Genomic DNA, 18,069 nt, shown 5'->3' with positions numbered 1-18,069 from the left:
GCTTACCCTGCCTCAGCCACAACGATTTTTTCTGGTGCGCCAAAATAAAAACCCTGCCCGCATTCGACCTGATCTGCAATCAGTAATTGCAGCGATGCTTCGCTTTCCACATTCTGGGCTATCAGGGGTATACCCAGGGATTGCGCGAATTTGACGATAGCGCGCAAGTGGGCATGGCTGTTGTCATTCGTGGCAACTTCCTGCACCAGGCCGCCATCAAGCTTGATATAGTCTGGCGGTACTTCGCGGATAAAGTTCAGGGCATGCGGGTCCAGGCCAAAATGATCGACACCAAAACGCACGCCTAATTCGCGCAAGACACTGACAAATTTCCTGGTCACGGCATGGTCTTTGGCGCAGGCAAATTCACTGATCTCCACTGACAACAAGGCCGTCAGCTCTGGCGAATATTTGAGGCGCGCCTGCATCCATTCACAGAACTCTTTGCTCTCCATCGATTGCAGGGACACATTGATGGCGATATTTTTATAGGTGCCGCGATTTTTTTGCAGCATCTCCATCACCAGGGTCACTACCGCCTGGTCTATCTCGGGCATGAGCTGGTGACGCAAGGCCATGGGTAAAAACTGGTTGGCCGGAACCAGATTGCCCTGGGTATCAAGCAAACGCGAAAATACTTCATGATGGACAAGCTGGCGCAATTGCAAACGCATGACGGGTTGGGCAAACAAGACCCAGCGGTGGTCTGCGAGGGCATTGTGGATCAGGGTACGCCAGCCATGTGAACCGGCGATGACGGCTTCACTGTCTTCCATAAGGGTCAGGCTGATCTGTCCATTACCAGCCTGGCGCATGACTTCTATTGCCAGGTCTGCCCGGGAGAAAATGTCGCCGCGTGTTTGCGCCGGGCCAAACACCAGCGCACCGGCAGCCAGGCTGACCTGGCGCGAGGCACGCAGCAATACCTGGTTCAGGCGGTACTGAAGTGCATCTACCAGCAACTGCATGGTCTTTTGATCGACATCGATACACACCGCTGCCATTGAGGCACCGCCTATGCGACCGAGGATATTGCTATATTTGCTGAAGACTTCTGTGACCACCGTCGCCACATCGGCCAGCAGGATATCGCCTTGCTGATAGCCGTGCTGGTGGTTGTATTCTTTAAGGCCATCAAATTCCAGCACAAAGATGACGGCAGTTTCAAAGCGCCCTTCTTCTGACAGCAAATGATTGAAGCGCAAGTCAAAACCATGACGGTTTTCCAGACCACTGACTTTGTCGATGAAAGCTTCGCGCCTGAAATTTTCTGCCCTGGCGATTTCTTCATCAAGCAGGCTCGATATGCGCTCTGTCATGTGGTTCATGGCGACCACTACACGCTGCAGCTCGCGAGTCTGAGGCACGACTTCAATACGGCGGAAATTCTTGGCCTGTATGGCAATCGCGACTTCTTCGATTTTTTCCAGCGGCCCCAGGATAATTCTCAGCAAGACCACAGTCAGGCCCCAGACCACCAGGTACATGGCAAACATCCACAAAGCCATTTCCCGCATGGAGCGCCACAGGTAATCGTAAGCATAAGCCGGGTGGCTGACCACGACAACCTTGCCCAGCTGACGCCAGCCAGAAGAAATGAAAGCCTCGCCCGGCGGGGTCTGCAAGTCAAACAAGGCAGGTAGCCAGGCTGGCACATTGTCTTTGCCCCCGTTGAGTTCCTTGTGCAACAGCACTTTGCCTGCGGGATCAAGGACCACGATTTTTTTATAATAACCGCGGTCAAACAGGGTGGATATCTGGATATTTGCCAGCGTCTGGTCATTCTTGGCCAGTGCTTCTTCGAGCGGACGTGACAAGGCTGTGGCAGCATCCTGGGCATGCGAGGCCAGTTGCTGCTGCAAATAATCCCGCATCGTCAGCACAGACAGGATTTGCAATCCAAGAAACACGGCAAAAAAGATGATGGATATGGCAAGAAGGAGTTGGCGTCTCAGCGTCATAAGGTCTCTTTGAGTGTTTTCATTCCCTGGAACTCATTTCTGTCTGCAATTTTCTAAATATTAATAAGTCATGCTTATGGCGACTTTAACAAGAAAATAGCCCTTCCCGCTTATTTCTTCCGCTTTATTTCAGGATTTGCATAAAATTATGGATGTGGAGCATTGTTTGATCATTGTTTACCACCCCGGCTCAATATATTTTAATTAAATTTCATGTCCAATACTGATATTTTACGTAGCAAGATCAATCTCGAAACTGCAGCTTACCCCTGGAGTGAGTTATTACGTCATTTTGCAGGTGGCACAGTACTGGTGGTCCAGCCCGGCCTGGACCTGGTCGAAGTTGCCTTCCACATGGCAGAAGACCATGCAGATGTGATCTCTGCCCTGCTTGAGCATGGCCAGATAGGCAAGGTCAGCGATGAGCAGGCCCAGGCATGGCTGGAGCAGGACGCACAGCACTGGACCGTGGTCGTCAAGCCCTGGATACTGGTGCAGGAAAGACAAAAATGACACTGCCGGTAAGATTGCGTGTTGACATGAACTTCTAACAAGCAGGGGCTGTCTGAGTCGAGATACCGTAACAGAATAGTTTGGGAAAGGCATGATGCAATTTTCTCTGGCAACTACACATTCACCAGCAAATCATGGGATCAGCAAACCGGGCTTTCCGGCAATGACCATCTTGCTGGTCGTTCTTGCCCACCTGCTTTTCTGGCAATTACTGCGTCATCAACACGCCACTACGAGGGCGGGTGAGCGCCATCCCTTGATGCAGTACCTGCAATTATTGACGATAGCCCCCAAGCCTGTCCCTCCGAAGGCAAGCGAGCCTGTGGAGGAGTCTGCCAAACCTGAAAAGCCCGCTAAAAAAGAGGCCAGCAGGCCCATCACGACGAACAAACCTGCCAGATCACTGACCCGCCCAGAGCAGCCAGCGGCAGAAATCGCAACTGACGCCGTCAGCCAGCCCTCACCTCAAACGAGTATCAGCCCCGATAGTCCAACGGGACTGGGTCTGAACCTGGAGTCTGTGCGCAAGTCGGCCCTGGCCATGAAGCCCACAGAAATTGAACAGATACAGGCCAGTCACAGGCGCGGCGACAGCCTGGAAAAGCGGCTGGGTGAAGGCACCAGACGGGCAGAAAAGAAAGAGTGCCTGAAGGCATATTCGGGCATAGGCATACTGGCTGTCATCCCGCTGGCAGTGAGCGCCGTTGTGGACACAGGCTGCAAATGGTAATGCTGGCAAGAGCTCGGCTATAATGCCGGATTCCGTACTGTGAAACGGGCTTGCATGGAACGGCCAGGGCATAAGCAGGGATGAAGGCCGGTACTACGCCTGTTGTCATTTGTATTATTGATGTGTTTTGACTGATTATTGCGCAATGTTTTTACATTATTGCAATAGTTTTCATTTTTTATCTGGATCATTCATGAAAAAAACTTCTTACCTGTTCGCCGCCATGATGCTGGCAGCACTTGGTTCTGGCTTCTCTCCCGTGACTGTGAATGCCGTTCAGGCACAAGAAGCGGCTGATCCTGCGAAGCAACAGACCGTGCGCCAGGAAATGGCCAAGCCACTTAATGAAATCCAGGACTTGCTGACCGCCAAGCAATATCCTCAGGCATTGGAAAAAATTAATGCCATGGATGCCTCTCTGGAAAAGAAAACGCCTTTCGAGCTGTTTACGATCAGCCGTTTGCGTGCCGTGGTTGCATCCAGTATCAATGACTCTACGCTGATGGCGAGCTCCTTCGACTATATGATTTCGACTGATTTTCTGAAAGATCCAGAAAAACAGCGTTTGATGGAAGCCATGGCAAGTACCCTGTTTGGTGAAAAGAAATATGCTAATTCCAGGGTATGGGGTAATCGTTTCCTGGTGAAAGCACCTGGCAATGAAGTCATGGTCTATCTGATCGCCCGTTCCTACTATCTGGAAAACGACTTTGCCAATGTCGTCAAAGTCTTGAATGCCCAGATAGCATTTGATGAAAAAGCACAACGTAATACCAGTTCTGACAACCTCAAGTTGCTGGCTCTTGCTTATCAGCAGCTCAAGGAATGGGATAACTATGCCGTCGCGCTGGAACGCCTGGTTGCACTGTACCCAACACCAGAATTCTGGACAGACCTGATTTACCGCGTGATGAAAAAACCTGGTTTTTCTGACCGCTTGTTGCTCGACTACTATCGTCTGCAATTCCTGAACGGCAAATTAGAAGATGCCACGGATTTTGTCGATATGGCAGAGTTGGCCTTGCTGGCAGGTTTGCCAGCCGAAGCCAAAACCGCGATTGAAGCAGGCTATGCAGCGAACGTGCTGGGCACCGGCAAGGAAGCGACCAAGCACAAACAATTGCGCGACCGCGTCAACAAACAGGCCGCTGACGACATCAAGAGCCTCGATGCTGGTGAAGCCGCTGCCAAAAACGCCAAGACCGGTATCGGCCTGGTCAATATTGGTTATAACTACGTCATTAACGGCCAGTACGACAAAGGCCTGGGATTGATGGAACAGGGTATCGCCAAAGGTGGCTTGAAGTCTCCTGATGAAGCAAAACTGCATCTGGGCATGGCTTACCTGAGAGCAGGCAAACGCGACAAGGCTGTTGAAACACTGAAGTCGGTACAAGGCCGTGATGGTTCTGCTGACTTTGCACGTTTGTGGCTGCTGGTACCTGCCAATAAATTTGCTCCTGAAGCAAAATAAGCTGGTGAATCTCTCCTCAGTTGACAAACCGTGTTAAGAAATACGCCACCTGCGGGTGGCGTATTTTTTTGACCCGTGCCTGTGCAGATATTCAGATCTAGGCTCACCGCCAGATAAAAAAAGGCTGTTTTGCGTTATGCAAAACAGCCTGTCAAGTTCAGTACAGCAAGCTCTGATTACGGTACTGACGGTACACCTTTGGATACTCTTTACTGCCCCAGCCTGATCGAAGGATCAGATACAGGCTGGGCAAAACTTGTTACTCAGATCGCGTTGTTCAAATCAACAACTGAATCAAGAGTGGTAAGCAGACTCACCATGGCTGGTGATGTCCAGACCTTCACGTTCTTCATCTTCCGGTACACGCAGGCCAACTACCAGATCAACCAGTTTGTAAGCGACGAAGGACACGACACCTGACCAGATGATGGTCGTGCCAACTGCAGTCGCCTGTGTCATGACCTGACCGAAGATGTCGTAAGGATCAGCCGACATTTTGTTGGTGACATAGTCGAATATACCTTGACCGCCGAGGGATGGTGCAGCAAACACACCGGTCAACAAGGCACCCAGGATACCGCCCACGCCATGCACACCGAAGACGTCAAGGGAGTCATCTGCACCCAGCAGGCGTTTGAGGCCATTGACACCCCACAGGCAAACAATACCTGCCAGCAAGCCGATGACCAGGGCACCCATAGGGCCGACGAAGCCGCAAGCTGGCGTAATCGCGACGAGACCGGCTACCGCACCAGATGCGCCGCCCAGCATGGAAGGCTTGCCTTTGGACATCCACTCACCAAATACCCATGACACAGTTGCGGCAGCCGTTGCCAGCAAAGTATTGATGAAAGCCAGTGCTGCGACATCGCCTGCTTCCAGTGCGGAACCGGCATTGAAACCAAACCAGCCCACCCACAACAGCGACGCACCTATCATCGTCATTGTCAGGGAGTGAGGTGCCATGGATTCTTTACCATAACCTACACGTTTGCCTATCAGGTAAGCACCAACCAGACCAGCGACCGCAGCATTGATATGCACGACGGTACCACCTGCGAAGTCCAGCGCGCCTTTTTGGAACAGGAAACCAGCTTTGGCAGTTTCTGTCGCCAGGGTTGCAGCATCCTTGATCGCGTCAGGGCCAGTCCAGAACCAGACCATGTGAGCGATCGGCAGGTAGCTGAACGTGAACCACAAGACCACGAACAACAACACAGCAGTGAATTTTGCACGTTCTGCAAAAGCACCGATGATCAGGCCGCAAGTGATCGCTGCAAAGGTCGCCTGGAAGGCCACATACGCAAACTCAGGAATCACTACGCCTTTGCTGAATGTCGCGGCCGTACCAAACGCCGCCTTGGCCGGGTCCCAGATACCTTTCAGGAACAGGCGGTCAAACGAACCGATGAACCTGCCACCTTCAGTAAATGCCAGCGAATAGCCATAGATGCACCACAGAACAATAATCACGGCGAAGATCATGAAGACCTGCATCAGGATAGACAGCATATTCTTGGAACGGACCAGGCCACCATAGAACAGTGCCAGGCCAGGTATGGTCATCAGGATGACCAGCAAGGTGGCAACCATCATCCAGGCAGTGTCGCCTTTATTTGGCGTTGGTGCAGGTGCGGCGGCAGCACTGGCTGCCGCAGGTTCAGCCGCCGCTGCCGGGGCAGAAGCAGGCGCCACCACAGCAGCAGAAGCCGGAGCCGCTGCAGGTGCAGAAGCGCTGGCCGACGCAGTAACTGAGGCAGCAGAAGCTGCCGCAGGTTCTGCTTTGGCCGAGGCATCCTGCGCCGACGCGACAGAGGTGAAACCGACAGTGACCAGCAAAGCAGCCCCCGCCAGCATGTTCTTCAACAGTTTTTTCATGTGAACTCCCTGGTTAGCTATCAGAGTGCGTCGTTACCGGTTTCACCGGTACGGATACGCACAACTTGTTGCAAGTCATAGACAAAAATCTTACCGTCACCGATCTTGCCAGTACGGGCTGCGGTTTCTATTGCTTCGATGGCGCGATCAACTATCGCATCATCCACGGCAGCTTCAATTTTTGTCTTGGGCAGGAAATCAACTACATACTCGGCACCACGGTACAGTTCGGTGTGACCTTTCTGACGACCAAAGCCCTTCACCTCGGTCACGGTAATCCCTTGTACGCCTATGGTAGATAAAGCCTCGCGGACCTCATCCAGCTTAAAAGGCTTGATAATTGCGGTAATCAGTTTCATGCTCGCCTCGAATATTAGAATGTTTTAACTGCAGACAATACCAGTGTCGTTTTGCCTGTGAACTTGCCTGCTGGTGTGACATACAGTTTTTTCTCAGCATTCGTACCCAGCGCTGCGATACCAAAATTCACACCAAAAAACTCTTTATTCACGCCGATTTTCCAATCGGAATAAGAATAGGCACCATTGTTCTTGACTGTTTGGTGGCCAGCATGCAGGGCCAGCGTATAACCCTCAGGCAACTCAATGTTTGCACCCAGGTCCAGGTAACCACTGTTCTTGCTGTCGACAAAGCCGAACAGGTTAGTGACGGAGTGTGAATACTTGATATAAGCTGGGCCCATGCCTACCTGGCCGTAGATTTCTGTCGTGTTGGCATCAGCAAAACCGGCTACCTTGTTCAGACCATTGGAAGGGTATATGTAAGTCAGGACGCCGACGTCATAAGATACATCCTTGGTGATTTCGCCTTTTTTACCGGCATAGATATCCCATTCAAGATCGCCACCACCGCCTGCATCCTTGGTCCATTTAATCGTAGATAACCATGTGCCAGCATAAAAGCCACTGGGGTTGTGCACGTAATCTGCACCTCCCTGCAAAGCAGGATCAAGACGCGATTGCGCAATTGCACGATAGCGGTATTCGCTGACCACACCAATATTGAAGCTGACCTCATTGTCTGGCTTAGCTTCTGGCTTGGCATCTTCTGCCTGGGCAAAACCACCAAAGAATGTTGTGACTACAGCAGCGGCGATTACTAGTTTTTTCATTGCGCTTCCCCCTATTGATTAAGATTTGATTAGATTGAACCCTGGACAGAATCTGTGCTCAGCTCATAGCGGCACGCATTGACACTTATGACCATTTGCGTACCCACTACTTGCATCAGGCAAACTCTTAAATTCTTATTTCCCTTCTCTGTTAGCAGGAGTCGTGCCAACCAGGATCAACCCATCATTGAATTGGAGACAAGGCACGGCGCCCAGAGTGTATTAATATGCGTACAGCCCGATAAACCCTGAGCCCAGCCTGATTTTTATATTGCGCTGCAATACCAGTAGCAGCTTGGGCAAGATGCGCTATCATTGTCACATAGGTAAATTTGCAAGCAAAAAAACAGCTTTACGCACCAATTGCGGGCAAGAACAAATTCGCACAAAAAAGTGGCAACGCATGATTTGCACCAAAGATGTGCATTTACAAGATAGAGGATAAAAATGGACAAGCAAAATTTCTTTAATGACATGCAGGCCAAGATCAGCCAGGCAATCGAAAACTCGCCAGCCAAGGACATAGAAAAGAATGTCAAGGCCATGATGAGCCAGGGTTTTTCCAAGCTAGACCTGGTGACGCGCGAAGAATTTGATATCCAGGCACAAGTGCTGGCCAAGACGCGCGCCAAGCTCGAAGCCCTGGAGGCACGCGTGGCCGCGCTCGAAGCACCACCAAAAGCCGACTAAAAAAAGACAACTAAACCGCAGACCGCATGTCCTTAGCCGTACTCAAAAGCCGCGCCCTGAATGGCATGGATGCGCCACAGGTGACTGTGGAAGTGCATCTGGCCAATGGCCTGCCCGCCTTCACTATCGTTGGCCTGCCCGAAACCGAAGTCAAGGAATCCAAGGACAGGGTCAGGGCCGCCCTGCAAAATGCCCGCTTTGAGTTCCCGAACAAGCGCATCACAGTGAATTTGGCGCCCGCTGATTTGCCTAAGGAATCTGGCCGCTTCGATTTGCCTATCGCGCTGGGTATTCTGGCGGCATCCGGGCAAATCCCTGGAGATGCACTGGAACAATATGAGTTTGCCGGAGAGTTATCACTGTCAGGCGAACTGCGGCCGATACGCGGCGCACTGGCAATGACGTTTGCGATCTGCAAAAGCCAGTGGCACTCGGCACAGGAACCCGCCTTTATTTTGCCACGCGCGAACGCCGATGAAGCGGCGCTGGTCAGCGATGCTGCGATTTATCCCGCTGATTCGCTGCTACAGGTATGCGCTCACTTCGCTGGTGTCGATGGTGAACAAAGACTGGCGCGTCACCGGCCAGCCTCCAGACCCAGTCGCCCCACATATGCTGACTTTGCGGAAGTCAAAGGCCAGTTACAGGCAAAACGCGCACTTGAAGTAGCTGCAGCAGGCTCCCATTCGGTACTTCTGATGGGGCCGCCTGGCACCGGCAAATCGATGCTGGCAGCCCGCTTCCCCGGTATTTTGCCAACCATGACCGATCAGGAAGCACTGGAATCCGCAGCAGTGCAGTCCCTGACTTCCGGTTTTTCCATAGAGAAATGGAAGGCGAGACCCTACAGGGCACCGCATCACACAGCATCTGCGGTTGCATTAGTAGGTGGAGGTTGTGAAATACATAAATTAATGCGACATTAGCAAAATAGCTGCGACAAAATCCTTGCAAGAAGTTATATTTATTGCCAGGAGGAATCGTGGCATGAAATTAAAAGTCGTTCGTACCCCCTTGGTACCTCATATCACTGAAGTAGACTTTAAAGACCATAGTGAAAAGCACCTTTTAACTTGGTGGTATGTGGCTTTAATCAAAGGCAAGCAAGGTGACCATCAACCTAAAGTGCTAGTGTGTTTCCGTATTCTTGGTCCCAATGATGAACTTGGTGACTTTGTTCATAAAAAAATAGCTCTTACGGAACTGGCTCAATTTAAAATTGGCACTATCTGGCATAAAAGAATCTGTCAGTACCAAATTAGACTTAATGTCGAAACTTTCCAACTTGATTTTAACGTTGATGGCTGGCGCTACAATTCCCTTGCCGAAAACGTCGCAGAGGGTCGTCCAAAATTAATTCCAGATGGTGCTTACGATCTGCATGGAATTTATGGTCATGATAAGACCCAGTTACTCCAATTCAAATTCAGTAACGACCCAGCAGGACTTCTCTTACCTTGTCTTGAATTCTTCTCTCGCTGCTATGGCCGATCAAAACACGTGCAGCGCGTTCTTGCTACCTACGCTTGGGAAAAAGCTAAACCAGAGCTACTGCTCCCCCTAGTGGAGCCAGCAATTCCAGGAACATGGACCATAAATATGGCAAAGCGGACTGTCAATGGAGACGCGGTATTGCTAGCTCACTTGGAGTACGACCGTTATGCACGGCGACAATCCCAGCAAATCTGGGCAGAATTGGAGGTAGGGCAAGGCACTATGGGGAGCGATCGAGTGTTTGCTAAAGCTGGTCCATGGTTTAAGGGTCCTGCGAGGTTAAAGGTACGTGGAATCTGGCTTGAAGGGAGAAAAAAATTTTTGGGACTCCACGTATTAGGCGGGAGCGAGCCTGATGGGGTGCCGGTATACAGGGACCGTGAAAATACCAACAAGACCGGCCCATTACCAGGTGCTCTGAAAAATGGTGGTGCGTGGGATGGGGTTCACCCTCGTAAAATCATGCCGACTGCTGAAATTGTAAACGTCACTAGTTCTGAAATGCCTGACCATGGATCCGCAAGCATTGATATTGAAGACCCAGAATATGAACTACTTGGAACGCCAAGATTTATAAAAGATATTTATCGATCAACAACTAATATCAACGGTCCGAAAAACCGTACGGATGCACCAGAACCAGATAAATATTCTGGTGACGAAAAATCTGGTACCGGAAAGGGTGTAGGTTACGGCTCTTTTAGTTCAAATACCGCAATGGAGTCCTTTGGGACTCTCATAGATGTATGGAAAATGCTGAAGTTTTTGAACAAACACCACCCAGACATTATACGGAAAGTTGAGTACCTGGAGCCAAATGGCAACTTTTCTGAAGTTCCTTTGCCTACGTTTCTTCCAGGCTTTGCATTATTCACGCAGGAGGAGCTAGATTCGCGTGACATCAAGGACCCGAACTGGCTTTATCTGGACAGAAAAAAAGGGAAAGTTAGAGGGATATTGGTTGCTCGTATTCTCACGCCTGTCGGCCATGTGTACTTTTTTGAAATTCAACGAAGACAACGAACAATTCGAAAAGAGGGTGAAAAAGAACGTGCGGGTGAAGAGTCATTCAAAGGACTAGTTTTCACACTTGCAAGACAAGAAAGCATTTTTGAACGGGTAAATCGTCTCCTTGATGAACTCCGTTACACATCTGGCGTATTCGGAAATTTTGCATTTTCTGGTCAAGGTACAACCTTTGCCGTTCCTCACAAACCTGCAGCTGGAGAAAAGCAACCTCAGGAACGATTTGTCAAACGAGCACTTTCAATGATGAGGGTAAATATTCCAGAAGATCCAGCATCAGTTCGTCTAGCAAAATCTGTTAAATAATTTTGGCAATCGCAATACTTGTAACAAAGATTTCTTACCAATCGATATTCCTGAAACTCGGATTTTAGTCCACAGTTCTCATCATTTTATTTGGGGCGGAAGCCAGCAAGGATGCCATTTTCTGGTTCATTGACAAGGAGTTTTTTGCCAACATTAGCTGTAGAAGTTTGACGCAGTCTTTCCTGAACATATGCAGCTGCTTTCGCTATTTTTTCAGCGTATCGCACGGCCACATCTTCTGAGTTGATGGCCTGCGGCTGTTTAAATATGCGTTTCTTTTGACGGCGCTTGGCAGCCTTACGAACTTTCATAATCAATAACTTCCTAAATATTGTGTCATTCCACAAGGTACGATAATAATTGACATGAAATGATTAAGCGCCGTCTTTTATGAAAAATTGAATCGTTAGTCATTATTTTTCCCGCCAGCGTCAGGATATTCACTACCAATTATTTAACCTTCAAAGTTATTAAGGAAGGCTTGCTATGAATCTGCCTAAATCAGTAGTTTCAATATCTGAAAATTGAGTGTGCCGCGCAATTTTCCAATTATCAGCTTTCTTCCAAGGTTTCACAGATTCTTTAAGTAATTGATATTCACTAAGAGGTTGATATTCATCTCCCAACGCGGCAGCTATTCCTTTTTTCTCAAAATAATTTTCAGTAGCTCGCCGTTCCGATGCCCTTGCGACAACGCCAACCTTCTCACACTCTTCAATAAACAACTGTCGATCATTAGCCAGTGCTTCATCTGCACTTTTCTTTTCGCTATCAATAAAAATGTATATTTTAGATGCGTCAATTAACCTGGTAATCTCGGTCAAATGCGGGGCGATCTTGCTGTTTATGAGCGATGAGCCGCCCAACTGCATGACCACATATTTATGATCTTTTTTTGTCTTCCTGAGAAATTCCTGAAAAAACAAAACATCAGTAGAACCTTCAACTAATAGAAGACCCTCACATCCCAAAGCCAGTCGGCTTGAATAACTCAGTTCCCCTAACCATTCTGAGTAATTAATTCTTTGTTCCCCTAGTGGTTCCATTGTTGCGCCGCCATCAGGCAGTTTTTGCGTAACCATAATCCGCTCAGCAGCGCTCCTGGCCAAGCCGATTGAATGGGTAGAAAATAGAATACCAAATTCCGCGTATGAAGCAAGAGTAGCAAGAAAATTTAACTGCAAACTTGGATGAAGGCTTAGTTCAGGTTCGTCAATCAAAATATACTTCGGACTTGCAACTACGGCAGCAGCAAGAACAATAATTAGCTGTGCTACTCCTGCGCCAATCTCATGAAGTTTATGTGGCATACCATCAATAGTCACATTCAATGATTTAACTGAATTATCAGCATTTATCTGCAGAGATTTGAAGTTCAGCAACCTAGCTATCTCACCTTCGGCTTGCATGATAGCTCTTTGGCTTTTTTTTGATGGGCCAGCTTTCCAATGATTCCAAGCTTGAACCATTGCATTCCCCACAGGTATGTCGTAATAGTTGCCGGCACCTTCATTTATTGCATTACGAAATGCAGGAAAATATCTGGAACCTCCCAAATCACGTGCAAAGCTAAATATTTCTGCAAAACTGAAAAGTTCAGTACTCGTCGGGTACTTAATTAGACTACCTTCGAGAAATACGCCACCTTGGACGATTTCAGCATAGTTTAAGGCAATCGAACTTCCAGAAATATTTGTGGCGACTATTTTGGTTGCTTTACTTGTCGATCTAACCAAGTCACATTCAACGACAATCTTATTAACAATATACCTACTGTCGATAAACATATTCCCATAGATCGAAATATCTAATTCGTACTCAAATTTAGTTTGATTTTTATCATTTGCAAGCTCAAAAGCGTCTACCGCACCGAGATAGCCCAGACTTGGATTGAAGTTTGCATTGGCAGAGAAGAGTTGCTCAATGCTCGCTAACTGCGGTCGCAACTCATATACAGCACGGAGTGCAGATGATTTTCCGGAATTGTTCGGCCCAACTATTGCTGTAAAGCCGTTATCAAAAATTAGTTCTGCGGGATGATTCCAATCGAAGCAGCGGAAATTTCTTAAAGTTAATTTTCTAGACCCGATAGTTGACGTAGCCATATGTCTCTCATTAGCTGGTTAATTTTTGAATTCTCTTGATCTGGCAAAAATTAAGCTACTGAAAATTTAACACCACCGATCGAATGTTTACTGTCAGTAATGTAATAACGGTCAGAAATCTTCAATACTCACCTCGCTTAGAGATTTGCAGCTTTTCCAAGCTACTACTTATGCGTCCCATATTTATTTCCGGTTTTCGTATTCTTATAGATATCGCCTTTGTGAGACGATCCTTTTCCGTTTGAATATGTTCCACCATTACTTACAGTATGTTTACCACCCCATAGGTTGGCCCTTTGGCAAAGACCGGATTGATGCAGAGTGCCGCGGGCTTACCATCAAGATGGCATGCCAATCTTGGATGCGTTCGATATTGCCAAGTCACTTTATCCAGTGAGAAATGCAACGTCAACATGACAAATATGCATTAACAATTGTTTTCAAAAATTCATCTAAAGTAACTATATCTTATCGATATAATAATTTGAATAATAGCAGCCTCTGCCTTAGGCGATAGCGGGAATTGCACGTAAACAGGAAGCTGCGTCGGAAAGGAACGGTAGGGAAGTCACTAGTGAAACCCAGAATGAACGGGCCAGATTTAAATCTGTAGGTGGTCCTTTTCGGGCGCCTGCAGGTAGTGGCGGATCTAATTAATCTAAATGCCTCCTAGGACAAATAGAAATGGCTAAGAAATTTATACCAATACCAGAAATTATTAGTGAGGACTTGCGAGTCCGTGTGGTCGCTCTCTACGGAGAACTCATCGACAAGCTACCAAAAAGCGATTTTAACCCTTCGTATCATATCGAAGCAAGTAAGGAAGGCTTTAATGCAGAGGTGAAGTTTTATAGTGGAGACGGCCGATACAGCTCTTCGCTTTGGCAACACACCGCACGCAAGGGATGGTACATGCGCCTCGATTGGAATGATTAAATGCCCAATACAACGATGAAAATCCGCAATAACTACAAGAGTTCTATTATGCATCCCAACTCGTCTTAGCTGGGAAGACGAGTGATTTCCATGCAATCGGTAAGCTCAATATGAAATTATTAGAGTTCGTGACAAAGTGAAGGGAAAAATAATGGAAAAAACGTTTGATTTTGATGAGTGGCTGGATGCTGCTGATCCCTGCGATGCTCCAAATGTGGCTGGTCTTGTTGAAGCTGTTGAGCAAGTGTGTGAGTTTTCAGGCTTCAAAGCGGAACGTGCGCCGAATGGCAAGCTAATCGTAACAGCCGATGGCTTAGATTTGGCGTTGGTACTTGTGTCTAAAAAGGCTGAAATTGGATTTGTTGAGCGTATTCATTCACGCTTTGTACCAGACGGTATGGACGCCCGTATAGCTGCAGCTGTTGACCATCTCAATGATCACGATTGATTGAGGAAACTATGTCACAAGGACTTTATTTGCTAGTTAATGCGGCACATGCTTTCTATAAACATGGCACAACAAAAAGAAACCTTACTTTTGCACCAATTCAAGCATGGGCCGAATCGCATCCAGATAGAGGTCCGGTTCTTGTTGTGTTTAAGGAGCGAATAGATATGCCTATGGTGGATAATGAGTCAGAAAAATGCGCATGGCTTGTTCGGGCAGAGTTACGTGATGCTCATGATCGAGTTCAGATTAGTAAAAGGTGGCGCACATATAGTCTATCTCATGACCTTAGTACACGATTCGGTGAAAGTCGCTCGTTCTCAATTAACGTCTGTTCATTAGTTTAGGCTAAAGATAAGCCCGCGCAGCACCTTCGCAACCGTAGTAAGAAGCCGCTTTGACATTGAGAGCATTTAGGTCTTTGCTTTGGCATATTTGCTGAACGAAAATGTTTAGGAACCATACCTATAGGAAATGTTTGAAACAACAATATGTTCTGGTGACTCCACTTTCATGGGGCGTTATAGCAACGCGACGTACATCGTGTATATAAAATCAATATATGACATTTAATCGGAGAAATTTAAATGGACGAACATCGTTTTTTTGCGTTATTAGGTGGTCAGGTACCTTCATATCAAGACTACGCTGACTTTATCTCAGTTATTGAAAATCTTCAGATTGAAGGCCTTTGGGAAATTCTGGTTAACGCTCCGTCGTTGAATGGAATTCTTCGAACAGCAGTGAATAAAACTCTCCAAGATAAAGTGGTACGCAAAAATGTCGATGAATCGCTTGATGCAATTGTTGCAAGAATACACCAGGATTTTAAATAAGAAAACAACATCAATGGAATTACCAACAGGCTGTAGTGATCATTTCAAAGCGAAGATACTCTAGGGTGCGAGGAATCGTTGATGATACAAGTCGCCGAAAAACTTGGTGTGCCAGTAAATCAAGTCTCAAAAAGGAAGATTGAACGATCAAAATTCACGTTGCGCCAGATGTTGGTTTTTTTATGTCCATCCCCTCTAAAAGGTAAAAGTTATCGCGAAGCGTCCATAACTTTTTCGTTGCTGTGCGCCATGCCGGACACTTGCATTGAATGGAATTCGGCGTATCTTACAAACATTCAGCCCGTCCAGCGGCCGTTAGAATTGCAATGTTCAACGTGAGTGCCTGAATACGAGGCTTCAAGTCCACAACCACTTATAAGGCATCCATGACAAACCCGTTCCAGAATCGGCAGCCACACATCGAAAACAACCCACTTATCCGCACGCCGCAGCGCGAAGCTTACCTCGCTTTGAGCGAATACGCCACAGTGCGGGACAATGCCGAGCGCGAGGTCGCCATCGTCCTTCCAGTCGGATGCGGAAAATCGGGTTGTATCACCATAGCTCCCTTCGCGTTCCGTGCGCGCCGTGCGCTGGTTGTCGCGCCTGGCGTTTCCATCGCCCAGCAACTCGCCAAGGACTTCGACCCATCCAATTCCGGGATGTTCTACCAAAAATGCGCGGTACTGGCCGGAGCGCCCTACCCGGAGCCCGTCGAAATCCGAGGCAACACAACCAACCGGGCAGACCTCGAGGAGGCACACGTCGTCATCACCAACATTCAACAGCTCCAGGGTGGCGAGGAAAACCGTTGGTTGCAAGACCTCCCCGCCGACTTTTTCGATGTGATTTTGTTCGACGAGGGACACCACGGGGTCGCCGAAAGCTGGATGGTTCTCAAGGCACAGTTCCCGGCCGCGAGCATCGTCAATTTCAGTGCCACGCCGATACGGGCCGACGGGCAGGTCATGGAAGGGCGCGTCCTGTACTCCTACCCTATCTTCCGTGCCATCCAGGAAGGCTACGTTAAGCGCCTCAAAGCCGTGCAACTGAACCCGCGCACGCTTCGCTATGTGCGTCGAGACGATGGCCAGGAAATCGAGGTCGGGCTCGACGAGGTGCGGCGGCTTGGCGAGGAAGAGGCAGATTTCCGCCGCAGCATAGTTACGTCCGCCGAAACGCTTAATACCATCGTGGACGCATCTATCCGCGAGATAAATAGGCTACGTACAGAAACCGGGGACAATCGCCTGAAAATCATAGCGTCGGCCCTCAACTACGAACACTGTCGGCAAGTGGTCGAGGCCTACCACGCACGCGGCCTGCGGGCTGGTTACGTGCATTCGCGAGAGAATGCCCCCGCCAACCTAGCTGTCATGCAACGGCTTGAAAACCACCAGCTCGATGTGATCGTCCAGGTGCGCAAGCTTGGCGAGGGATTCGACCATCCGTTCCTTTCGGTCGCGGCCGTATTCAGCATTTTTAGCAATCTGTCGCCCTTCGTCCAATTCGTCGGTCGCATCATGCGAGTTATAGTACAAAATGCCCCCGGCCATGTGATGAACCAGGGCGTCGTGGTCTTCCACGCCGGGGCGAACATCGCAAGCCGGTGGACAGATTTTCAAACCTACAGCGAAGCCGACCGCGACTATTTCGACCAGCTCTTGCCTGTGGAGGGCGTCGATCCGAACGACCACCCTGGCGAGCGTGAAATCGAGCCCATTCCGCACGATCCGTCTGGCGTGGAAGTGCGCGGCCAGTCCGAGGTTTTGCTCGAAGAAATTCCCCTGTTGCAGGACGACGCTGTTATAGCCGCCCTCCGCCGGTTTCAGGAGCTCGGCTATACAGCGGAACAGGTTGCGGCCGAGTTTGCGGCCGCGTATCAGACCTTGCAGCCGATACCGACCACCAGAGCGCGCGAGCGCCAGGCGATGCGAGGCGGGCTCGACATGCGCGTGCGCACCGAAGCTGCACGAATCCTCAATGAAAGAGGAGTCAACCCGCAAACCAGCGAACTCGACAGGAACCGCTTGGGACGGAGTAACCTCATCGTAATGAAAGCGGCCATCGACCGCCAGATTAACGTAACCGTTGGTCACGGTACCGGTCAGCGGCATGAGTTCTCACGAACTGAGCTAGACCAGATAGACCAAGGCTTTGCTACCATCGTCGCGAACGCCATAACCGAGGTATTCAATGGCAATTAAATCGCTAATCACGCAAGTCGCGGTAGATACCGCAGGCAAGGCCCACAATTGCCAAGCCAGCGCCAAGCACCGGATAGAGAAAGGGGATGTGCGCCTGAAGGTGCGGAACGGCCGAAGCTGGGATCACTACTGCCTAACGTGCGCGAAAAATATCATTGGGCGGGATATTCAGAAGCTTACAGAGCTCCAAAAGATGGTGCCCTTAGTTGTATAGGATCATTGGTAGCGCGATTGCAACAATTTGACCTTTTCGAGGGGATGGGCACAAATAACCATGTTGTTGCTACTAGCTTCGTAGTCAAAAGCGCCCGACAAAACTATTATTTAACGTGT

The 18,069-nt window shown here is 48.9% G+C and carries 15 protein-coding genes and 1 pseudogene; 10 read left to right on the top strand and 6 right to left on the bottom strand.

Annotated elements, in window-relative coordinates; translation table 11 throughout:
* Positions 1-2: 2 nt before the first annotated feature.
* Positions 3-1,961, bottom strand: coding sequence for an EAL domain-containing protein (locus UNDKW_RS00400; RefSeq protein WP_162057124.1), 1,959 nt, complete (start codon positions 1,959-1,961; stop codon positions 3-5).
* 213 nt (positions 1,962-2,174) lie between these two features.
* Between UNDKW_RS00400 and UNDKW_RS00395 the strand changes: the two genes are divergently transcribed.
* The 3 genes from UNDKW_RS00395 to UNDKW_RS00385 all read left to right on the top strand — a co-directional run bounded on the left by UNDKW_RS00395 (position 2,175) and on the right by UNDKW_RS00385 (position 4,678).
* A complete protein-coding gene (locus UNDKW_RS00395; protein ID WP_162057123.1) occupies positions 2,175-2,474 on the top strand; it encodes a DUF2288 domain-containing protein in 300 nt (99 codons plus the stop codon).
* A gap of 91 nt (positions 2,475-2,565) precedes the next feature.
* Complete coding sequence (locus tag UNDKW_RS00390; RefSeq protein ID WP_162057122.1) at positions 2,566-3,204, top strand: hypothetical protein; 639 nt, start codon at positions 2,566-2,568, stop codon at positions 3,202-3,204.
* 193 nt (positions 3,205-3,397) lie between these two features.
* Entirely contained in the window at positions 3,398-4,678 is a 1,281-nt protein-coding gene (locus tag UNDKW_RS00385) for a tol-pal system YbgF family protein (RefSeq protein WP_162057121.1), read from the top strand.
* A gap of 294 nt (positions 4,679-4,972) precedes the next feature.
* Here UNDKW_RS00385 and UNDKW_RS00380 read toward each other — a convergent pair whose 3' ends face one another.
* The 3 genes from UNDKW_RS00380 to UNDKW_RS00370 are packed head-to-tail and all read right to left on the bottom strand — an operon-like array spanning position 4,973 to position 7,688.
* Positions 4,973-6,556: an ammonium transporter gene (locus UNDKW_RS00380; RefSeq protein ID WP_162057120.1), complete on the bottom strand. Its 1,584-nt coding sequence runs from the start codon at positions 6,554-6,556 to the stop codon at positions 4,973-4,975.
* Positions 6,557-6,576: 20 nt separating this feature from the next.
* On the bottom strand, positions 6,577-6,915 hold the full coding sequence (locus UNDKW_RS00375) for a P-II family nitrogen regulator (protein ID WP_110254759.1): 339 nt from the start codon (positions 6,913-6,915) through the stop codon (positions 6,577-6,579).
* A gap of 14 nt (positions 6,916-6,929) precedes the next feature.
* Positions 6,930-7,688, bottom strand: coding sequence for a TorF family putative porin (locus UNDKW_RS00370; RefSeq protein ID WP_162057119.1), 759 nt, complete (start codon positions 7,686-7,688; stop codon positions 6,930-6,932).
* 447 nt (positions 7,689-8,135) lie between these two features.
* On the opposite strand from UNDKW_RS00370, the gene UNDKW_RS00365 reads away from it, so the two are divergent.
* The 3 genes and pseudogenes from UNDKW_RS00365 to UNDKW_RS00355 all read left to right on the top strand — a co-directional run bounded on the left by UNDKW_RS00365 (position 8,136) and on the right by UNDKW_RS00355 (position 11,204).
* On the top strand, positions 8,136-8,378 hold the full coding sequence (locus tag UNDKW_RS00365; protein WP_162057118.1) for an accessory factor UbiK family protein: 243 nt from the start codon (positions 8,136-8,138) through the stop codon (positions 8,376-8,378).
* A 26-nt stretch (positions 8,379-8,404) separates the two neighbouring features.
* Positions 8,405-9,274: pseudogene (locus tag UNDKW_RS00360) on the top strand (YifB family Mg chelatase-like AAA ATPase); the annotation flags it as partial.
* Positions 9,275-9,365: 91 nt separating this feature from the next.
* Entirely contained in the window at positions 9,366-11,204 is a 1,839-nt protein-coding gene (locus UNDKW_RS00355) for a hypothetical protein (protein WP_162057116.1), read from the top strand.
* Between the two features lie 86 nt (positions 11,205-11,290).
* Here UNDKW_RS00355 and UNDKW_RS00350 read toward each other — a convergent pair whose 3' ends face one another.
* The gene (locus UNDKW_RS00350) at positions 11,291-11,515 is read right to left on the bottom strand and encodes a hypothetical protein (protein ID WP_162057115.1); all 225 of its coding nucleotides are present in this window, start codon (positions 11,513-11,515) and stop codon (positions 11,291-11,293) included.
* Positions 11,516-11,674: 159 nt separating this feature from the next.
* Complete coding sequence (locus UNDKW_RS00345) at positions 11,675-13,309, bottom strand: ATP-dependent endonuclease (RefSeq protein WP_162057114.1); 1,635 nt, start codon at positions 13,307-13,309, stop codon at positions 11,675-11,677.
* Between the two features lie 684 nt (positions 13,310-13,993).
* Here UNDKW_RS00345 and UNDKW_RS00340 point away from each other — a divergent pair.
* The 4 genes from UNDKW_RS00340 (at position 13,994) to UNDKW_RS00325 (ending at position 17,736) form a co-directional block, all read left to right on the top strand.
* Positions 13,994-14,245 (top strand): hypothetical protein, encoded by a 252-nt coding sequence (locus UNDKW_RS00340; RefSeq protein WP_162057113.1) that lies wholly within the window; start codon positions 13,994-13,996, stop codon positions 14,243-14,245.
* Positions 14,246-14,396: 151 nt separating this feature from the next.
* Entirely contained in the window at positions 14,397-14,693 is a 297-nt protein-coding gene (locus UNDKW_RS00335) for a hypothetical protein (RefSeq protein WP_162057112.1), read from the top strand.
* 587 nt (positions 14,694-15,280) lie between these two features.
* Complete coding sequence (locus UNDKW_RS00330) at positions 15,281-15,529, top strand: hypothetical protein (RefSeq protein WP_162057111.1); 249 nt, start codon at positions 15,281-15,283, stop codon at positions 15,527-15,529.
* A 386-nt stretch (positions 15,530-15,915) separates the two neighbouring features.
* Positions 15,916-17,736, top strand: a complete 1,821-nt coding sequence (locus UNDKW_RS00325) for a DEAD/DEAH box helicase (protein ID WP_162057110.1) — start codon at positions 15,916-15,918, stop codon at positions 17,734-17,736.
* Positions 17,737-18,069 lie beyond the last annotated feature (333 nt).

Origin of the sequence: Undibacterium sp. KW1, assembly GCF_009937955.1 — a bacterium.
In the GTDB taxonomy this organism is placed as follows: Bacteria; Pseudomonadota; Gammaproteobacteria; order Burkholderiales; family Burkholderiaceae_D; genus Undibacterium.
The sequence above is the reverse complement of the archived record's forward strand: the minus strand, read 5'-3'. Positions and strand labels throughout refer to the sequence as shown.

Excerpts from the sequence above, each read along its gene's own strand:
- UNDKW_RS00370 (WP_162057119.1), bottom strand. The coding sequence starts at position 7,688 with ATGAAAAAACTAGTAATCGCCGCTGCTGTAGTCACAACATTCTTTGGT.
- UNDKW_RS00385 (WP_162057121.1), top strand. The coding sequence starts at position 3,398 with ATGAAAAAAACTTCTTACCTGTTCGCCGCCATGATGCTGGCAGCACTT.
- UNDKW_RS00390 (WP_162057122.1), top strand. The coding sequence starts at position 2,566 with ATGATGCAATTTTCTCTGGCAACTACACATTCACCAGCAAATCATGGG.
- UNDKW_RS00355 (WP_162057116.1), top strand. The coding sequence starts at position 9,366 with ATGAAATTAAAAGTCGTTCGTACCCCCTTGGTACCTCATATCACTGAA.
- UNDKW_RS00325 (WP_162057110.1), top strand. The coding sequence starts at position 15,916 with ATGACAAACCCGTTCCAGAATCGGCAGCCACACATCGAAAACAACCCA.
- UNDKW_RS00335 (WP_162057112.1), top strand. The coding sequence starts at position 14,397 with ATGGAAAAAACGTTTGATTTTGATGAGTGGCTGGATGCTGCTGATCCC.
- UNDKW_RS00345 (WP_162057114.1), bottom strand. The coding sequence starts at position 13,309 with ATGGCTACGTCAACTATCGGGTCTAGAAAATTAACTTTAAGAAATTTC.
- UNDKW_RS00400 (WP_162057124.1), bottom strand. The coding sequence starts at position 1,961 with ATGACGCTGAGACGCCAACTCCTTCTTGCCATATCCATCATCTTTTTT.
- UNDKW_RS00380 (WP_162057120.1), bottom strand. The coding sequence starts at position 6,556 with ATGAAAAAACTGTTGAAGAACATGCTGGCGGGGGCTGCTTTGCTGGTC.
- UNDKW_RS00350 (WP_162057115.1), bottom strand. The coding sequence starts at position 11,515 with ATGAAAGTTCGTAAGGCTGCCAAGCGCCGTCAAAAGAAACGCATATTT.
- UNDKW_RS00395 (WP_162057123.1), top strand. The coding sequence starts at position 2,175 with ATGTCCAATACTGATATTTTACGTAGCAAGATCAATCTCGAAACTGCA.
- UNDKW_RS00375 (WP_110254759.1), bottom strand. The coding sequence starts at position 6,915 with ATGAAACTGATTACCGCAATTATCAAGCCTTTTAAGCTGGATGAGGTC.
- UNDKW_RS00365 (WP_162057118.1), top strand. The coding sequence starts at position 8,136 with ATGGACAAGCAAAATTTCTTTAATGACATGCAGGCCAAGATCAGCCAG.
- UNDKW_RS00340 (WP_162057113.1), top strand. The coding sequence starts at position 13,994 with ATGGCTAAGAAATTTATACCAATACCAGAAATTATTAGTGAGGACTTG.
- UNDKW_RS00330 (WP_162057111.1), top strand. The coding sequence starts at position 15,281 with ATGGACGAACATCGTTTTTTTGCGTTATTAGGTGGTCAGGTACCTTCA.